Annotated in this window: 13 protein-coding genes; 11 read left to right on the forward strand and 2 right to left on the reverse strand. The window is 69.7% G+C overall.

Annotated features, from left to right (window positions below; translation table 11 throughout):
• Positions 1-32 precede the first annotated feature (32 nt).
• From ACFYM2_RS34330 to ACFYM2_RS34380, 11 genes are all read left to right on the forward strand, one after another.
• Positions 33-251 carry an MbtH family protein gene (locus ACFYM2_RS34330; RefSeq protein WP_350233140.1) on the forward strand — a complete coding sequence of 73 codons (219 nt, stop codon included), beginning with the start codon at positions 33-35 and terminating at the stop codon, positions 249-251.
• A gap of 84 nt (positions 252-335) precedes the next feature.
• On the forward strand, positions 336-1,322 hold the full coding sequence (locus ACFYM2_RS34335) for a TauD/TfdA family dioxygenase (RefSeq protein ID WP_359004303.1): 987 nt from the start codon (positions 336-338) through the stop codon (positions 1,320-1,322).
• Between the two features lie 39 nt (positions 1,323-1,361).
• Positions 1,362-2,345, forward strand: a complete 984-nt coding sequence (locus ACFYM2_RS34340) for an ATP-binding cassette domain-containing protein (RefSeq protein ID WP_359004300.1) — start codon at positions 1,362-1,364, stop codon at positions 2,343-2,345.
• Complete coding sequence (locus ACFYM2_RS34345; RefSeq protein ID WP_388841766.1) at positions 2,342-3,154, forward strand: ABC transporter permease; 813 nt, start codon at positions 2,342-2,344, stop codon at positions 3,152-3,154. Before ACFYM2_RS34340 ends, ACFYM2_RS34345 begins: the two co-directional genes overlap by 4 nt.
• A 114-nt stretch (positions 3,155-3,268) precedes the next feature.
• Positions 3,269-3,883: a sensor domain-containing protein gene (locus ACFYM2_RS34350; RefSeq protein WP_388462415.1), complete on the forward strand. Its 615-nt coding sequence runs from the start codon at positions 3,269-3,271 to the stop codon at positions 3,881-3,883.
• Positions 3,884-4,286: 403 nt separating this feature from the next.
• On the forward strand, positions 4,287-5,285 hold the full coding sequence (locus ACFYM2_RS34355) for a methyltransferase (RefSeq protein WP_359004293.1): 999 nt from the start codon (positions 4,287-4,289) through the stop codon (positions 5,283-5,285).
• Positions 5,282-6,451, forward strand: coding sequence for a hypothetical protein (locus ACFYM2_RS34360; RefSeq protein ID WP_359004291.1), 1,170 nt, complete (start codon positions 5,282-5,284; stop codon positions 6,449-6,451). Before ACFYM2_RS34355 ends, ACFYM2_RS34360 begins: the two co-directional genes overlap by 4 nt.
• 953 nt (positions 6,452-7,404) lie before the next feature.
• A complete protein-coding gene (locus ACFYM2_RS34365) occupies positions 7,405-10,206 on the forward strand; it encodes a BTAD domain-containing putative transcriptional regulator (protein WP_388841769.1) in 2,802 nt (933 codons plus the stop codon).
• Between the two features lie 439 nt (positions 10,207-10,645).
• Positions 10,646-11,608, forward strand: coding sequence for an alpha/beta hydrolase (locus tag ACFYM2_RS34370; protein ID WP_388841772.1), 963 nt, complete (start codon positions 10,646-10,648; stop codon positions 11,606-11,608).
• Complete coding sequence (locus tag ACFYM2_RS34375) at positions 11,605-12,963, forward strand: acyltransferase (protein WP_388841775.1); 1,359 nt, start codon at positions 11,605-11,607, stop codon at positions 12,961-12,963. The genes ACFYM2_RS34370 and ACFYM2_RS34375 overlap by 4 nt, the downstream gene beginning before the upstream one ends.
• Before the next feature lie 57 nt (positions 12,964-13,020).
• The gene (locus ACFYM2_RS34380) at positions 13,021-13,719 is read left to right on the forward strand and encodes a class I SAM-dependent methyltransferase (RefSeq protein WP_359004282.1); all 699 of its coding nucleotides are present in this window, start codon (positions 13,021-13,023) and stop codon (positions 13,717-13,719) included.
• Between the two features lie 99 nt (positions 13,720-13,818).
• Here the strand turns inward: ACFYM2_RS34380 and ACFYM2_RS34385 are convergent, their stop codons facing one another.
• Both ACFYM2_RS34385 and ACFYM2_RS34390 read right to left on the reverse strand, forming a co-directional pair.
• Complete coding sequence (locus ACFYM2_RS34385; protein ID WP_388841777.1) at positions 13,819-14,478, reverse strand: response regulator; 660 nt, start codon at positions 14,476-14,478, stop codon at positions 13,819-13,821.
• 115 nt (positions 14,479-14,593) lie between these two features.
• The coding region (locus tag ACFYM2_RS34390) for an amino acid adenylation domain-containing protein (protein WP_388841780.1) at positions 14,594-17,581 on the reverse strand (2,988 nt) is incomplete at its 5' end.

Here is a 17,581-nt window from a genome sequence, read left to right on the forward strand (position 1 = left end):
ATCCAACCAACCACGAGAGAGGCACACGACACATGAGCACCAACCCGTTCGAGGACAACGACGCCCGCTACCTCGCCCTGGTCAACGACGAGGGCCAGTACTCCCTGTGGCCCGTCTTCGCCGAGGTGCCGGCCGGCTGGCGTCCCGCCCGCGAGGAGGGCGGCCGCGAGGAGATCCTCGCCTTCATCACCGAGCAGTGGACCGACATGCGCCCGCTGAGCCTCGTACGCGCCATGGAGAACGCCGGCTGACAGCGCGGCAACGCCGCCGGCCCCCGGGCCGCACCTGTCAGGGATCCCGTACACATACATGAACCACCAGAAGGTGAAGTCTTGATGACTGTGGTAATGGAGACCGGCGCACAGGCGGCGGTCGTGACACTGGCGGGCGACGACGCCGCGCGAACCGAGACGGTTGCCCGGCGGCTGACCAGGGCCGCCGACGGCAAGGTGGACAGCCACGAGTGGGTTGACGCGGCCCGCAGGGAGCGGCACGAGCTGCCCTCCGGGCTGCGCACCCCCCTCGGCGAGTTCCGCAGGGACTCCGGGGCCAGCGGTGTCCTGCTGATCCGGGGCCTGCCCGTGGACGGCACGGCGCTGCCCGACACCCCCTCCACCGCCGACTCGGTGCAGCGGGAGGCCAGCGTGTCCGCGGCGGTCCTGACGATGATCGCCTGCAGCCTCGGAGACCCCGTCGCGTTCCGCCCGGAGAAGACCGGCGCGCTGGTCCAGGACGTGGTTCCGGTCCGGGGCAAGGAGGAGTTCCAGGGCAACGCCGGTTCCGTCCTGCTGACCTTCCACAACGAGAACGCCTTCCACCCGCACCGTCCCGACTACGTGATGCTGCTGTGCCTGCGGGCCGACCACGACAAGGTCGCCGGGCTGCGCACCGCGAGCATCCGCGCGGCGCTGCCGCTGCTGAGCGAGGAGACCCAGGAGGTCCTGCGCAGCCCGGAGTTCCGTACCGATCCGCCGCCTTCCTTCGGTGGCTCGGGCGGCGGCGACACCGAGGCGCGGCCCATCCTGACCGGTGCGCCCGAGGACCCCGACCTGCGCGTCGACTTCGCCGCCACCCAGCCGCTCACCGGCCGGGCGATCCAGGCGATGGCCGAGCTCCAGGACGCCTTCGACAAGACCTCTCTGAGCACCGTGCTCAGCCCCGGCGATCTGGCGATCGTCGACAACCGCATCACCACGCACGGCCGTTCGGCCTTCGTCCCGCGCTACGACGGCAAGGACCGCTGGCTGCAACGCACCTTCGTCCTCAACGACCTGCGCCGCTCCCGCCGCCTGCGGATGCAGGATGGCTATGTCCTCGACTGAGCAGCCGAACAGCACCACTGCGGAAAGCACGAGGACCTGATGACTCCTGCCATCCTCATCGAGGGCCTGGCCAAGAGCTACGGCGGCAACCCGGTGGTCAAGGACGTGAGTCTTGAGGTGCCCACGGGGCACGTGCTCGGACTGCTCGGCCCCAACGGCGCGGGCAAGACCACCACGGTCAAAATGGTCTCCACCCTGATCAGACCGGACAGCGGGCGGGCCCTGGTGTGCGGCTACGACGTGGTGCGCCAGGCCGGCGAGGTCCGTGCGCTGATCGGGCTCACCGGCCAGTACGCCTCCGTCGACGAGGACATCTCCGGCTGGGAGAACCTTTACGTCATAGCCCGGCTGTTCAACTTTCCTCGCCGCAAGGCCAGGGCGCGGGCGGACGAGATGCTGGAACGCTTCCAGCTCACCGACGTCGGCGCCCGGCCCGTCGGTCGCTACTCCGGCGGCATGCGCCGCCGCCTGGACCTGGCCGCCAGCCTGATCGGCAGCCCCAGTGTGCTGTGCCTCGACGAGCCGACCACAGGACTCGACCCGCACAGCCGCAACGCCATGTGGGCCGAGGTCCGGCGGCTGGCCGACCTGGGCACCACGGTGCTGCTCACGACCCAGTACATGGAGGAGGCCGAGGCGCTGGCCGACTCCCTGGTCGTCATCGACCGCGGGCAGGTCATCGCCCGGGGAAAGACGGCGGAGTTGCGCGCGCGCCTGGGCGGCCAGGTGCTGCGCATCCGGCCCGAGAGGCCGGTGGACTCGGCTGAGCTGCGCCGGGTCCTGGAGAGCCGGGGGTACACCGTCGCCCCGGCAGACGAGGAGACCGGGCACATCCAGCTGCCCCTGTCGGGTGACGGGGCCCAACTGAGCGACGTGGTGAGGGCAGTGGGACAGAGCGACATTCCGCTCGCCGGGCTGGACGTACGCATTCCCAGCCTGGACGAGGTGTTCCTGACGCTGACCGGGGCCGGCGCGGCCTCGCAGGCGCATTCCGAAGTGCTGCCCGCGAGGAGTGCGGTGTGAGTTCACCAACCATGGCGAGGGTTGCGGGGCGGATCTCCCCGGGGCGGGGGGTGCGCCCCCTGGTTCGCCACTCGCTGGCGCTCACCCGGCGCAACCTGCGCAAAGCGATGGCCAGCCCGGGCCAGATCATCGACGCCACGCTGATGCCGGTGACGCTGTCGCTGGTCTTCATCTACACCTTCGGCGGAGCGGTCTCCGGGGACAGCGCGGAGTACCGGCAGTACCTGATGCCCGGCATCATGGCGCTCACCATCACCACCACCTGCCGCACCTCGGGCATCGCCCTGAACATGGACTTCACCACCGGGGTGATGGACCGCTACCGGTCCATGCCGGTGGCCCGCTCGGCGGTGCTCATCGGTCGGATCCTGGCCGACACATGCCGGATCCTGGCCGGCCTGCTGGTGGTCCTGGCCTTCGGGTTCCTGATCGGTTTCCGGGTGCATACCTCCGTCGCCGCCACCGCGGCCGCGATCGGCATCCTGCTGCTGTACGGGGCCGCGCTCTGTCTGGTGCAGGCGTTCATCGGCCTGGCCGCGCGAGGGATGGAAACCGTGCAGAGCGTCAGCACTCTGGCGATGGTGCCGCTTCAGTTCGGCAGTTCCATCTTCGTGCCGCCGGACACCATGCCGTCCTGGCTGCGGCTTGTCGTCGAGAACAACCCGATGACCGCGGTCGTGGATGCCTCTCGGTCGCTGATGATCGGAGGGCCGGTCGCCCACTCGGCGTTGATGGCGGTGCTGTGGAGCTTCGCGTTCATCGCGGTGTTCGCGCCGCTGAGCGTGTGGAAGTACCGTACGCGCGGCTAGAACCGGCACAGGGCGGCAGCCGGCGGTCGCAGTGTGGAGGGTGGGGTAAACCGAACCCCCGACCTCCGTGCAGGCACGATTGATCGAGGCCCCGCGGGTGGGATCCTTGAGGGCATGGACTTCACATCGCAGCCCGTCACCCGCAATCTCCGCCCCGTCGGCCCGGTGGGCGTGATCCTGCGCGAGCCCTTCCGTGCGGAGACCTGGCTCCGGCTGGCCTACCTCCTCCTCGCGCTCCCCGTCGGCCTCATCTCCGTCCCGCTCGCCCTGGTCGGTGGGCCGGCGGGCCGCATTCAGCGCGGGCTGGCCCGGCGGCTGCTGGGCGTGCGGGTCGACGAGCCGGAGCGCACCGGGCCGCTGGCGTTCGTGCACGCGGTGGTCAGTACCCCGCTGAACTTCGTCGCCGCCGTGTTCTCCGGGTTCTTCCTGTTCGCCGTAGCGATCAACGTCGGTTATCCGCTGCGGCCGGAGAACGACACCTCGGATTCCTGGGGCGGCCCCACGATGGCCGGGGCCTGGGCGGTGCATGCCGCGGGCGGCGTGCTCTTCCTCCTCGTCGCGCCCTGGGTCATGAAGGGTTTCGCCGTGCTCCAGACCCGGCTGGTCAGGGGCTTCCTCGGCGCGGACCGCACCGGCTTCCTGCGGACGACCCGGCTGCCCCTGACGGTCGCCGCGGTATGCGGCCTGCTGGCGGTCCTGCTGGCGCTCCCGATGATCCACCAGGCCTAGGACCCCCTGCGGACCCCGTGCGCCAAGCTCGAAGGTCGGCGCCGCACACACAAGCGGGATCACCAACAGACCGGGTAGGTCATCCAAAAGCCTCTGGAACAGCGGTAGTTGAGCGCTGTGAGCAAGGTCGGCCCCCTCGACACCTTCCCCGGGGCTCTCGACACGTGGTCCAGCTCGAACTCCTCCGCACCTGGACGCTCTCGTGATCCGTCACGTCTGAATAACCTTCCGGGCTTTCATCCCCTTATTGAGTCTCTATTCGCAACCGCCTCAAGTAAGAGGGAATTGGCTGAGGCGGTCGGTAACGAAACGATATGCAGGACGGATATTTTTCATCGGAGATGGGAATGTGCGGCCGCGCGGAACTGGCGGTCGACGTTTCGAAAATAACCGAGGGGAATCGATGCCGTCCAGCAGTCTCGACCGTGCCATGTTCGGAATGTTCTCGACGCATGCTCTGCATTTGGCCGACAAGCACGGCGTCTTCACTCAGCTGATGGCCCAGGGACCGGCCACCCCAGCGGCCGTCGCCGCCGCTCGCCGGATCGACGAGGAGACCCTGGAGCGGCTGCTGGTGGTCCTGGCGTCGGTGTCGGTCCTCGAACGCGGTACCGACGGCACGTACCGCGTCGCGGACGGGCTGAGCCCGTTCTTCGACACGGAGAGCCCCCGCTACATCGGCGGATTCGTACGGCACCTGGTGACCAATACGACCGGTCGGCTGGAGCAGCTTGACGACTACCTGACGCGCGGCAAGGCGGTCGTGGACGCGGACCTCCCGGCGCCCTTCGACGTGATCTACCACGACGAGGAAGCCACCCGGGAATTCCTCGAAGCCATGTGGAACCTGAGCTTCGGGGTGTCCGAGGAACTGGCCGGGCTCGCCGGACTCGACGGCGTCCGGGATCTCGTGGACGTGGGCGGCGCCAGCGGTGCGTTCGCGGTGGCGGCCCTGGCCCGGTACCCGGAGCTGAACGTCACGGTCTTCGACCTCCCGGCGGTCGGCCCCTTCCTGGAGAACACCCGGCGCGAGCAGGGACTGCATGACCGCCTCGGGTTCGCCCCCGGTGACTTCTTCCGGGACCCGCTGCCGGCGGCGGAGTGCCACTCCTTCGGCTACATCCTCTCCGACTGGGACGACAAGACCTGCGTCGATCTGCTGCGCAAGGCGTACGACGCGTGCACGAGCGGCGGCCGCGTCCTGTTGATGGAGCGTCTTTTCGACGAGGACGGCGGCCCGTTGGCGACGGCGGCGATGAACCTGTCGATGCACGTGGAGACTCAGGGACGGCACCGCACGGCGGCTGAGTATCAGGGCCTCCTGCGGGAAGCCGGCTTCGGTGAGTGCACGACACACCGCTCCACCTGGGACAAGCACCTCATCGTGGGGAGGAAGGCGTGACCGGGGCCCTGGCGCTGGCCGCTGAACGGCTTCTGACGCCCCACCAGCGCGAGATCGCACAGCTCCAGCGAACGCGCGGCCGGGCCTGCCTGGAACCCGCGGAGGCGGATGCCCTCGCGGCGCTGCACGACACCCTGCCCCCGAACCCGAGCGGTGTCGACGAGGTCACCGGGCTGCTCACCCGCCCGGTCAGCCGCGAGCTGGAGATACCGGAGTACTACCGCTACTCCTGCATGCACTCCTACGGCTGGTTCCTCGACCGCTTTCCCGACGACCCGGTCGCCGGGGCGCTGCTGGCTCTGCACACCACTCTGACCGACCTGGTCGAGGTGGAGCGCGCGGCATGGGAGGCGGGCATCCAGCCGGAGTGCGGCGACGAGCGGATCAAATGCCTGGACGAGGCGATCGCGGTCGTCTGCGGCACAGTGGTCAACCAGGTCCTGCGGGTACGCGTCGGGGACCTGGTCGACCAGGCGGCCGTCGACCCGGTGCTGGCCCGTCGTACCGTGCTGCTCGCCGAGAGCACCAGGTTCCCGCGCTCCGACCGGCACGAGGAGTACGTCTTCCTGCGCGCGGTCCAGTGCTGCGAGATGCTTTTCTTCCTCGTGCGGCGGCTCGCGGTGGAAACGGCTGCCACCAAGGACGAGTTCCCCGCACGGGCGGCTGCCCGGCTGGAACTCGCCGGTGTGTGCGCCGGTCTGCTCAACGACGTCTTCCGCGTTCTGCGCACGCTCACCCCGGAAGGCTTCATGACCTTCCGCGACTTCACCGGTGCGGCCAGCGCCGTCCAGTCGCTGAACTATCACGCCATGGAGATATCGATCTACGGGTACGACCCGCGCAAGGCCGAGGTGTTCGGGGCCGTGGACCATCTCGGGGTGCTCAACAGCACGGAAGTCCGCTCCCACCAGCCGTTGAAGGCTGCCCTCGCGGGCACTGCCGACCAGCGCCTGGAGGAGGGCTGGAACGAGCTCGACAGGACGCTGTCCAAGTGGCGCGGCGGGCACTACCGGTTCGCGAGGACCTATCTGCCCTCGGACACGCCTGCCTCCGGCGGCACCGACGGAGCTGCCTATGTGAAGCGGTTCGTCAAGAAGGACGCGTGCGTGGCCGGCGCCGACCCGTTCGGCGGACTGCCGCTCCTCTCCGGTTTCCTCTACCGCTGAGGAGCCGGTTCGACGGGTGTGTCCAAGGGTGTCGTTGTCGAACACCGGGGCCGCTCAGCGTGTTCCACGGTCGTCGTCGCACCCGGGCACTCCGTCGCCGGCCCCGCACGGATCCTGGACCTGCTGGAGTCCGGGCGGGCCTCGCCCGGGTGCTGCTCGCGCATCCGGCGCCCGCCCCCCTCCATCCGCCCCGCTCGCGGCCCCGGACCCGGCGTCCCTGCCGACCCGTCGAAGCGTGCCTGGCCTGGATCCACCGCTCTGGCCTGATCCGACGCCATGAAACCCCGCGGTGACCGGCCTCGTAGCCTGGCGCCCCACCGGCGCGATCGCGGACACCGCCCCCGGTCGGTGCCACCGGGCAGATCACCGGCGGCGCGCTTCCGAACGGGCGGCGCTTGCCGTGCGGGGGTGCAGATCAGCCAAAGTCGCCCCCCGCGACGACAGTCGTACTTGCGCACATGCCGACGGGCCACCGGCGACATCTCCCTCGCGGTCAAACCTTGGTCAACTCGCGCCATGTAGGCCGAAGCGCGGGCCGGCAACGCACCCACGCCGCTGTGACCAGCATCGACGCCACCGTTCGACCAGCGGGCAACGCTGGGCGGTCTCGTTCCTGACAACTCGTCCGGACTGCGAAAATCGTCCCTCGTCGAAGGCGAGGCGTCCCGATGCGGGTGACACCGCCCCGCGAGGAGCTTCAAGGAACCGTAAAAGCGTATCGGATTGAGACAGAAGCGCCGCGCTACGGTCCGTCGGGCCATGATCACGGTGCGTGAAGAGGGGAGATCCAAGTCCGCAGGCTCCCGCGCGGCCGGAGAGCGCTTGCCCCCATTTCCCTGTTTGGGCGTATGGAGGGGGCATGGTTTTGGCCATTCGGGCCGATCTTGATGGGCGCTTTTGATCTACAGTGAATCGCCGTATGTTTCGGTGTTGTTCGGCGACGGGGGAAAGTCGTGGAGGGCGAGCGTGCGAACTCGGACAAAGTTGCATATACGTTGCTTGGGCCGCTTTCGGCCAGAGTTGGTGATGAACCTGTAGTCATTGGTGGGCCCCGGCAGCGCATCATTATTGCCGCGTTGGTCCTTGCCTGGGGACGGGTCGTCTCTGTCGACGCGTTGATCGACGCGGTCTGGGGATATGACCCACCCGCCTCTGCGCGTACCCAGGTGGCCATCTGCATAGGAGCTTTGCGCAAAACATTCAGGGCCGCCGGTCGGCAGGCCCCGACGATTGTGACCGCGCACCCCGGCTACCGCCTGCTCACCGAGAACAGCTCGGTCGACGTCCGCGAGTTCGAGAAGCTGGTGGTCGAGGGCGGCGACAGCGCCCGCAGGAACTGCCTGGAAGAGGCAAGTCGGTCCTACAAACGCGCCCTGGACCTGTGGGGCGGACGCCCGTTGACCGGTGTCGGTGGGCAGCTCGCCGAGGACGCGGCGACGCGGCTGGAGGCAAAGCGGCTGGCGGCGTACGAGGTGTGGACCGGGATCGAACTCGAACTGGGCCGTCACCAAGAACTCATCCCGGTGCTGTCCGCCGCGGTGAACGACTATCCCCAACACGAGCGCTTCCGCCACAACTTGATGCTGGCTCAGGTCAGGTCCGGATGGCGTGTCGAGGCGGCAGAGGGCTTCCGCGCCTGGCGGCACGAGCTCGTGGAGGAGCTGGGGCTGGAGCCGAGCCTGTCGATCCAGCAGCTGCACCACGCGATCCTGCGGGACGAGCCGGGACCGGACCGTCCCGAGGAAGCCGGACATCCGGTGGTGGCACCTCCCGTGCGGACCGTACCGGCAGAGATTCCGCCGGACGTGCCTGCCTTCGTCGGCCGGGAGTCGGAGCTGCGGCAACTTGATGCTCTGCTGGTCGACGACCACATCGGGGCGGCGCCGCGCACCGGCTTCGTCACCGGCATGGCCGGCGTCGGCAAGACCAGCCTCGTGGTGCACTGGGCGCATCGCGTCGCCGACCACTTCCCCGACGGCCAGCTGTACGTGGACGCTTCCACGCACGACCAGGACCAGGGCCCGGCCACTGTCCATTCGCTGCTCGGGCGCCTGTTGCGGGCCCTGGGCGTTCCCGGCGAGCGGATCCCCGAGGACCCGGGGGAGCGGACCGCGCTCCACCGGAGCCTGCTCACCGAACGCCGGATCCTGATCCTGCTGGACAATGTCACCTCCCTGGACCAGGCCCAGTTGCTACTGACGGGCAACGGCCGAAGCTGCGTCGTGGTGATCGGCAGGGAACAGCAGGAGCACATGGCGGCGGTCCACGGCATGGTCCACATCGCCCTCGGCCTCATGCCTGCGGGGGAGGCGTCCGCGCTGGTCCGCCGGATCGCGGCCAAGGGGCGCAGCGCGGCGGACCTCAGGGCCGTCGACGCCCTGTGCGCCCTGTGTGAGGGGCTGCCGCTGGCGCTCCGGATCGCCGCCACCCGCCTGGCCGTCAAGCCGCACTGGTCCGTTCGCCGCTTGGTCGACCTCCTGGCGGAGGAGCCACGGCGGCTTGACGAGCTCACTGCGGGCGGCCTGGAGGTGCGGTCCGCCTTCGACGCCAGTTACCGGGCCATGCCCGCGAACCTCGCGCGCATGTTCCGGAGACTGTCCCTGTTGGACGTCCCGGACTTCTCCGCCAGGGTCGGCGGCGCACTGCTCGAGGTGTCAACCGGCGAGGCCGAAAGGCTCATCGAGCAGTTGGTCGACCTGAACCTGCTCACCGTGGTCGGCGTCGACGCCGCGGGCGCCGTCCGCTACCGCTTCCACAGCCTGCTGAAGCTGTACGCGGGGGAGCGGGTGCTCGCGGAGGAGGAGACGGGCGAGCGGCGGGCGGCTCGCGAGCGGGCCTGGCGCGGCTGGCTCAGCGTCGCCGACGAGACGCACCGTCAGGAGTACGGCGGCGACTTCGCCGGGGCGCGCGGCAACATCCCGCGCGGCTCCGCCGGGCCGGGCCCCGACGGCTCCGTGCTGCAGGCCAGACGGGCCGGTTCCGACACCGAGCGTTCCGCGGTCGGCGCCGTGGTCCGGCAGCTCAGCGGTCTTGGGGCGGATGAGCTCGCCTGGGAGCTGGAGATGTCCACCGCGGTGCTCTTCGAGTCGCGCACTGTCTATGACGACTGGCAAGCGGTCACCGAGAGCTCGCTGATGGCCATGCGGCGAGCCGGGAGCCTCGGCGGCGAGTCGGCCATGACCTTCGAGCTGCTTTCGGTGGAGATGCGCCGGCTTCGCTGCGACCGCGTCAAGGACCTGCTCGGGGCCACGTTCCGGATCTGCGACAACATCGGCGAGTCGTACGGCCAGGCGCTGACCCAGCCCGCGGTGGCCGCGCTCAACCGCATCGGGAGGGAACTCGTCGCCGCGATGGGGCGTGCCGAACGGGCGCGTGCGGTCTTCCAGAAGGTGGGGGACAGCTATCGCCGGCTGGTCGAACAGGTCCAGGGCAAGGGCACCGTCCGTGGCGAGGCGTACGCCTTGCTCGGCATGGGGGAGACCTGCATCGCCGTCGGACTGGCCGAGAACGCTTCCCCCTGGCTGCTCCAGTCCCTGGCAACCGCGGAACAGACCGGCGATCTCGCCCTGTTCGCCGGCAACAATCTCCTGCTGGGCAGGTGCTGCCGCATGCTGGACCGGGCGCTCGGAGCCGGCCACTACCTCACCGTGGCCCGTCGGGCCTTCCAGCAGATCGGGATGGCCTGGGGCGAGAAGGAGGTGGCCAAGGAGCTGGCGCTGCTGACCCCGGGAGCGGCACGGGCGGCCAGCGCCTGAACGACTGGCCGCGCGAGATGCCACCGCGACGGCCCGGCACATGCCGGGCCGTCGCGGTGGCGCGGAGCGGGGAACCGCCGGAGGTAACGCCACAGGGGCGGGCGACGCGTACGAGCCGTGGATGCCGATGGCGCCGACCAACCTTCCTTCGAGGATGGCCCGTTGCGGGAGCCGCAGCGGACCATCCGAGAATGGCAGCCCGCGACGGCGGCTGACAAGGCGGGCCGGGCGGCCGGGGGGAGAAATCATCAGCGAGTGGGACCGCTTCTCCAACTTGCGGGGGAGCACCCCTACTTGAGAGCTAATCACGAGGAGCACTCCTGAGCGTGATCCGGAAAGCAGGACAGGTCCCTAATCTCAATTCCAGTTCACCGGAACGTCGTTCCTGCCGGGAGTGAGAGGACCAGTCATGCGAGGTACACGGCTCAGACGCGGTCTTATGATGGCCGCATTCGCGTGCTCCCTCGTGGTCTCGGTCTCCGCTGCGGCCCATTCGCTCACACCGGGCACCGTGCGCGCGCCGGAGCTGCCCGAGGCCGGGGCCGCCACCCTGGACACGCGGTACGCGGAGAACCGCCAGTACATCCTCGACTCCGCGCAGGCGGCCGAGCGGCTGCACGACACCGGCAGAGCGGCAGTGCTGAGGAAGTTCGCCCAACCAGGGCGGCAGTTCCTCTCCTTCAGCCCGGTCGGCGACGGACAGGCCGTCGAGGTGCTTGGCGACCTTGCCCGTGCCGACCGCATCTCCGTCGTGGTGCCGGGTTCGGACACCACGGTCGACACCTTCGACAGGTTCGGCACCACCTACGCCGCACTCAACGGCGGGGCCCGCGCGCTGTACGCCGAGGAACGACGGCTCGCTCCCAAGGAACGGGTCGCCGTGGTGGCCTGGTACGGCTACGACGCCCCGCGCACCATGAGCCGGGACGTCGCCACCACCGGCCGGGCCGAGGAGGGCGGCCGCGAACTGCGGACGTTCCTGAAGGACCTGCAGCGGGTGAACCCCGAGGCCCCCGTCGCGCTGCTCTGCCACTCCTACGGCACCGTGGTGTGCGGCAAGGCGCTGAAGGGCATGGACGCCGACGACCCGTCGGCCCCTGCGGACGCCGTGGTCTTCGGAAGCCCGGGAATGGGCGTGGACTCCCGTGCCGAGCTGCACACCGAGGTTCCGCTGTGGGCGGGCCGCGGTGCGACGGACTGGATCGCCAGGATCCCGAACACCAGCATCGACGTGCTCGGCGAACAGGTCGGATTCGGCGCCGACCCCACGTCCCCGGCGTTCGGCGCCCGGCACTTCCCGGCCGGCCCGGGAGAACACAGCGACTACCTGCGGCCCGGCGGCATCGCCCTGGAGAACATCTCCCGCATCGCGCTCGGCCGTGGATCGGAAGTGTCCGCATGACCGACCTCCGTCTCCCACCCCATCCTTCTCCCACCCGCTCCTCGGCGGTCCGCCTCACCGCGGCCCGCCCGACCCAAGACTCCGGTCGGGGACGGGCGGCACACCCCCGTCCGCCCGTCCCCGACCGGCCACTGCGCTTCCAGCGGGTCCACGAGGCCGTCCTGCGCATCGACGCGGCGACCCCGGCGGACCGGGACCGCGCGGTCGATGTGCTCCGGGCGCTGGCCATCGCCGGCGTCGTACTGGGCCACTGGCTGGTCAGCGCTGTCGTCCTGCGGGCCGGCGGCCACCTCATGGGCGACAGCCCACTGGCCCACATGCCCGCACTCGCGCCGCTGACCTGGCTGTTCCAGACGCTCGCGCTGTTCTTCTTCGTCGGCGGCCGTGTCACCGTCCGCAGCTATGTTTCGGCGCGCGCCGCCGGGACCTCGTACCGCACGTGGCTCGGCCGGCGGCTGGCCCGGCTGGTGCGTCCCGTCGTCCCGCTGGCGGTCACCTGGGCCATGGCATGGGCGGGGCTGGTCGCCACGGGGACCGCGCACGAGACGATCCACACCTTGGTGTGGCTGGTCTTCTCGCCGCTCTGGTTCCTCGCGGTGTACGCGGCCCTGACGGCCTGTACGCCGCTCGTGGTGCGGCACGGGGTGCGTACGGCCGTCGTCGCGGGGCTGCTGGTGGCCGCCCTCGACGGGGCGCGCGCCCTCTTCGGGGACGACGGCGCGGCCGGTACGGTCCGGCTGCTGAACATTCCCGCGGCCTGGCTGATCCCTTACGCACTGGGTGCGGCCTGGTCCGCCGGGTGCTTCGCGCGTCGCCGGACGGCGGCCGCCCTGCTTCTCGGCGGCACCTGCGCCACGGCCGCGCTCATCCTGTGGTGCGGCTACCCCGCGAGCATGGTCGGCGTGCCGGGTCCCCTGATCTCCAACCTCAGTCCCCCGACGGTCGCGGCCGTCGCCTTCGGTCTCGCCCAGTGCGGTGGGGCGTTGCTCCTCTGCGGGCCCCTGCGACGCCTCGTGGGGCAGCAGTCCAGCACCGGAGCGTCGCGGGTTCCGGACCGCGGCAACCGTCGCGCCCGTCCTGCCCACTTCCTGTGGGCCGGGGTGGTGCTGCTGAGCATGTCGGCCCTCACGGTGTTCCTCTGGCACCAGACGGCGATGCTGACGACCACTCTCGTACCGCTCGGCCTCGGCGTGTTCCTGCCCGGTCTGCACACCAGCCCGGACGGACCGGCATGGGTGCTGCTGCGCCTGGCTTGGATTCCGCTCTTCGGGGCGGTACTTCTCGCCTTCAGGACCCTCTTCCAAAGCTATGAGAGGCCTGGCAGAAACGCGGGCCAAGGAACGATATCGACCTAATATCGGGGCCCTTTAGAGTTATCTGGATTCATTTCCCCTCACGTCGAAGGAAATTCCATGGCCGTGCTTGACGTCGAACGCCTCAGCCGCCTTTATGTGAAGTACGAGAGCGACCTGGCGAAGGTCAGGAATGACCAGCGCGACTACCTCGCCGCCCGCGGCAAGGAAATGAAGCCGCAACTCGACGACTACGAGGCGGAAATCACCTACCTGCTGCTCCGTGAGTACAGGCCCGAGGTGGTCGTCGAGATAGGCACATTCTACGGGTGGTCCACCCGCTGGATCCTGAGTGCCCTGCGCGACAACGGCACGGGACACCTGCACTCCTTCGACATCGTCGACAACGTCGTGAAGAACGTCGACAAGAAGCTTTCCCGGGGCCGCTGGACGTTCAACCAGGGCAATGTGCAGGAGAACCTGGCAAAGGTGCCGGCCGACACCGGCTATCTGTTCATCGACGCCGACCACGGTGCGCGTTTCGCCCACTGGTACATCGAAAATCTCTTCCCCGCGGTCCCTGCGAAGACGCCCACCAGCGTGCACGACGTGTTCCACGGGCGCCGGCCCAAGCCGATGAGTGAGGGATCCGTCATCATCAAGTGGCTGAAGAACAACGGAATTGAGTTCTTCACCCCGTCCGCCGCCAAGGATCCCGCGGTCATCGAGCAGTTGGCACAGGTGAAGAAGGAACTGGGTCTCGACACCCCGGTGCGCACCAGCAAGCACAACCCGATGATCTTCTTCGACCTGCCGTAACAAGGGGCTGTTTCCGACACGTGGGGCCCCTCGCGGGGGGAAGCACCCCATGGTGCCAGGACCCGCGGCCACGCGAGCCCGTCGCCCTGACTGGCCTCGTCAGTCACCCACGACGACGAGGCCGCTCTCGTACGCGAACACCGCGGCCTGTGTGCGGTCCCGCAGCCCCAACTTCACCAGCAGCCTGCTCACATGGGATTTCACCGTCTGCTCGGTGATCACGAGTTGGGCGGCGATCTCCGCGTTCGAGAGGCCCTGCGCGATCAGGCAGAGCACCTGGGTCTCCCGCTCCGTCAGGTCCGACACCCGGGCCATGCGCGGCGGCTTGGGCGCGCCGAGCCGGGAGAACTCCTCGATCAGGCGCATGGTGATGGTCGGCGCGAGCAGCGCGCCCCCGCTCGCGACCGTCCGTACGGCGTCGGCGAGTTGACGCGCGGAGGAATCCTTGAGCAGGAATCCACTGGCGCCGGACTGCAGTGCCTCGTAGACGTACTCGTCGAGGTCGAAGGTGGTCAGCACCAGTACCTTCGTGCCACCATCGGCCGCCATGATCTTCCGGGTCGCCGCGAGCCCGTCCAGGACGGGCATTCGGATGTCCATCAGGGCGACCGCCGGGGCGAGTTCGGAGACCATCCGCACGGCTTCCTCGCCGTTGACGGCTTCGCCGACGACGTCGATGTCCTGCTGCGCGTTGAGAACGATCCGGAAGCTCTGGCGGATCAGGGTCTGGTCGTCGGCGATCAATACCTTGATGGTCATGCGCGCTCGTTCCCGTTGTCACCTGTGGCTGGCGTCGCCGCCACTTTGTAGCACCTCTTGAATGATACGGAAGGTGGAGGTCGCCACGTGCGGGACAGCGAGTTCGCTCCGCCGCTCAACGGGGTGACGACAGTCTCGGCGTGATGAGGCGTCCGATCTCGGCGGCGGGGCCGGGCTGCAACAGAGCCTGGTGCACGACGTCCACCTCGTGGACCTCGACCTCGCCGTCGACGAACTCCTCCCACGCCTTCGGCTGCGCCCACGGCCGCCGGCCCCGGGCGGCCACCACCAGCAGCAAGTTCCCGTGGAACACCTGCGGCCGGGCCTCGTTCGTGATCCGCACGTTGTTCACCATGACGTCGACCACGGCCTCCTGCTGCGCGCGATCCAGGGCGGACAGCTCGTCCGTCCCCTGCCCGACCCAGTCGACCACGCGGGCGCGCGCCACACCAGCGCTGGGCGGCTCTTCCCCGGCGTCGGCGGGCAGCCCGTAGATCTCGGCGTACCCGTCATGAATGTCCCGCAGTATCTCCTCCGGGTCGGTGGACGTCCCCGGGCCCGAGGGCGGCCCCGGGTAGGAGTCGAGCAGCGCGAGCAGAGCCACCTCCTCCCCCTCCTCCTGGAGCCTGGTGGCGACCGCCTGCGCCACCAGCCCGCCCAGGGACAGACCCACGAGGTGGTAGGGGCCCACCGCCTGCACTGTCCGCATGTCCCGTACGTAGCCCGAGACCAGCTCCTCCAGGGAGCCGGCGGTCGGCGTCGAGCCGTCCAGCCCCGGCGCCTGCAAGCCGTACAGCGGACAGTCTCTGCCCAGCGCACTGAGCAGCGCGGTGAACCGCCAAGCGTAGCCCGATACCGGATGAACGCAGAAGAGTGGGTGGGTACCGCCCTCCGTGCGGAAGGGGAGCAGTGTGCCCAAGGCGTCTTCGCCGTCCCCTGGTTCCCGCGCCGCGAGACCGGCGGGGGTAGGAGCCGCGAAGACGTCACGCAGTTCCACCCGCCGGCCCAGCACCTCCTGCATCCGGCCCACCAGCCTGGTCGCCAGCAGCGAATGACCGCCCAGTTCGAAGAAGTTGTCGTCGAGCCCCACCCGTTCGACACCGAGCACCTCGGCGAAGAGCGCGCACAGCACGACCCCCTGGGCCGACCGCGGCGCACCTCCTGTGCGGCCACCGGCCCGTACCGGAGCCGGCAGAGCCCGGCGGTCCACCTTGCCGTGGGGAGTCCGCGGCCAATCCGACACCATGACGAAGTCGGACGGCACCATGTAGTTGGGCAGCTGCTCGGTGATCAAGGTGTGCAACGCCGCCGGGTCGGACGCGCGGGGCCCGGACTCGCAGGACACGTACGCCACCAGCCGCTGGTCACCGGGCCGGTCCTCGCGCACCATCACTTCGACGCCCGTCACGCCCGCGCAGCGCCGGATCGCCGATTCGACCTCGCCCGTCTCGATCCGGAAGCCGCGCACCTTGGTCTGCGAATCGCTTCGCCCACGGAACTCCAGCACCCCGTCGGGACGGCGCAGCGCCAGGTCCCCGGTCCGGTACAGCCTGGTTCCCGGGGCGCCGTAGGGGTCGGCCACGAAGCGCGAGGCGGTCGTGGCCGTGTCCTTGAGGTAGCCCCGGGCCACTCCGAGGCCGGACACGTACACCTCGCCCGTGACCCCTGGCGGAGCCGGTCGCAGGTCCCTGTCCAGCACGTGGGCCCAGGCCCCCACGATGGGGCGCCCGATGGTCCTGGTCTCCGCGGTGTCACCGGACCCGATGGTGGCGAAGGTGACGTCGCAGGTGGCTTCGCTCGGACCGTATGCGTTGACAAGCAGGCGGCCGCGGGCCCAGAACTCGGCGAGCTCCCGCGGCAGGGTCTCGCCCCCGGTGATCAGTGCGGTCAGCGCGGGCAGTTCCCGCCTGGGCACCTCGGCGAGCGCCGTGGGCGCGACGAGTGCGTGGGTGATGCGGGATGTCGCGAGGACGTCACCGAGTTCAGCACCCGCCAACAGCCCCTCCGGCACGACCAGGGTCGCTCCCGAGAGCAGCGCGAGGCAGAGCTCCGCGACGGAGACGTCGAAGGTCGAGGAGGCGAGCTGTAGCACCCGGCTGTCGACGGACACATCGAAGTCGGCCTGCTGGTGGGCCGACAGGGCGCCGATACCGGCATGAGTGACCACCACCCCCTTGGGGGTGCCCGTCGATCCCGAGGTGTGGATGACGTACGCGGGGTGGTCCGAGCGCAGCGTCGCCGCCCGGTCCGGGTCGCCGAGGTCGGTGCCGGGCGCCTTAGCGCACTGCGAGCGGACCTTGTCGTCGTCCAGCAGGATCAGCGTGGTCCCCGGCGTACGCGGCAGGCGTGCGACGTCGTCCCGCGTCGTCACCAACAAGGCGGGCGCTACGTTCGCGAGCATGGTGGCCAGCCGCTGCGGGGGGTGGCCGGGGTCGAGCGGCACGTAGACGGCGCCTGCCTTCAGCACGGCCAGCACGGCTTCCACCCACTGTGCCGAACGGGGCAGCGCGACAGCGACGTGCTGCTCCGGGGCGGCGCCGTGGGCGACGAGCACCCGGGCGAGCCGATTGGCGGCGGCGTTGAGCTCCGCGTAGGTCTGCGTCCCGGACGCCGCCTCGACGGCGGGCAGGTGCGGGGTGTTTCGGACCTGCCGTTCGAAGAGCGCGGGGAGCGTCGCCACGGCGGCCTCGCCGGGGCGGTCGGCGTCGGTGCCCAACAGGTCGCGACGCTCCCGCTCGGAGAGGACTTCCACCCGGCTGACGCGGGTGTCCGGCTCGCCGGACACGGCGGTGAGGACACGGGTGAGACGTTCGGCGAACAGCACGGCGGTGGTGCGGTCGAAGAGGGCTGTGTCGTACTCCAAGGTGCCCTGGATGCCATTAGGGGCTCCCGCGCCGGTGAAGCGCTCGTGCAGGCTCAGCCCGAGGTCGGTCCTTGCGACAGCTCCGGCGTACCCCTCCGCGGTGACGCGCAGACCCGGGAGGTCGAAGTGGCCGCCTTCCGTGTTCTGGAGGGTGAGTGCGATTTGGGTGAAGGGGGTGTGGGAGAGGGTGCGGTGGGGGTTGAGGGCTTCGATGACGTGGTCGAGGGGGAGGTCTTGGTG

The organism is Streptomyces sp. NPDC006711 (genome assembly GCF_042869775.1).
Classification (GTDB): Bacteria; Actinomycetota; Actinomycetes; order Streptomycetales; family Streptomycetaceae; genus Streptomyces.

Bases quoted from the DNA above. Each gene is read 5' to 3' on its own strand.
- ACFYM2_RS34330 (WP_350233140.1), top strand. From the start codon at position 33: ATGAGCACCAACCCGTTCGAGGACAACGACGCCCGCTACCTCGCCCTG.
- ACFYM2_RS34335 (WP_359004303.1), top strand. From the start codon at position 336: ATGACTGTGGTAATGGAGACCGGCGCACAGGCGGCGGTCGTGACACTG.
- ACFYM2_RS34340 (WP_359004300.1), top strand. From the start codon at position 1,362: ATGACTCCTGCCATCCTCATCGAGGGCCTGGCCAAGAGCTACGGCGGC.
- ACFYM2_RS34350 (WP_388462415.1), top strand. From the start codon at position 3,269: ATGGACTTCACATCGCAGCCCGTCACCCGCAATCTCCGCCCCGTCGGC.
- ACFYM2_RS34355 (WP_359004293.1), top strand. From the start codon at position 4,287: ATGCCGTCCAGCAGTCTCGACCGTGCCATGTTCGGAATGTTCTCGACG.
- ACFYM2_RS34370 (WP_388841772.1), top strand. From the start codon at position 10,646: ATGATGGCCGCATTCGCGTGCTCCCTCGTGGTCTCGGTCTCCGCTGCG.
- ACFYM2_RS34375 (WP_388841775.1), top strand. From the start codon at position 11,605: ATGACCGACCTCCGTCTCCCACCCCATCCTTCTCCCACCCGCTCCTCG.
- ACFYM2_RS34380 (WP_359004282.1), top strand. From the start codon at position 13,021: ATGGCCGTGCTTGACGTCGAACGCCTCAGCCGCCTTTATGTGAAGTAC.
- ACFYM2_RS34385 (WP_388841777.1), bottom strand. From the start codon at position 14,478: ATGACCATCAAGGTATTGATCGCCGACGACCAGACCCTGATCCGCCAG.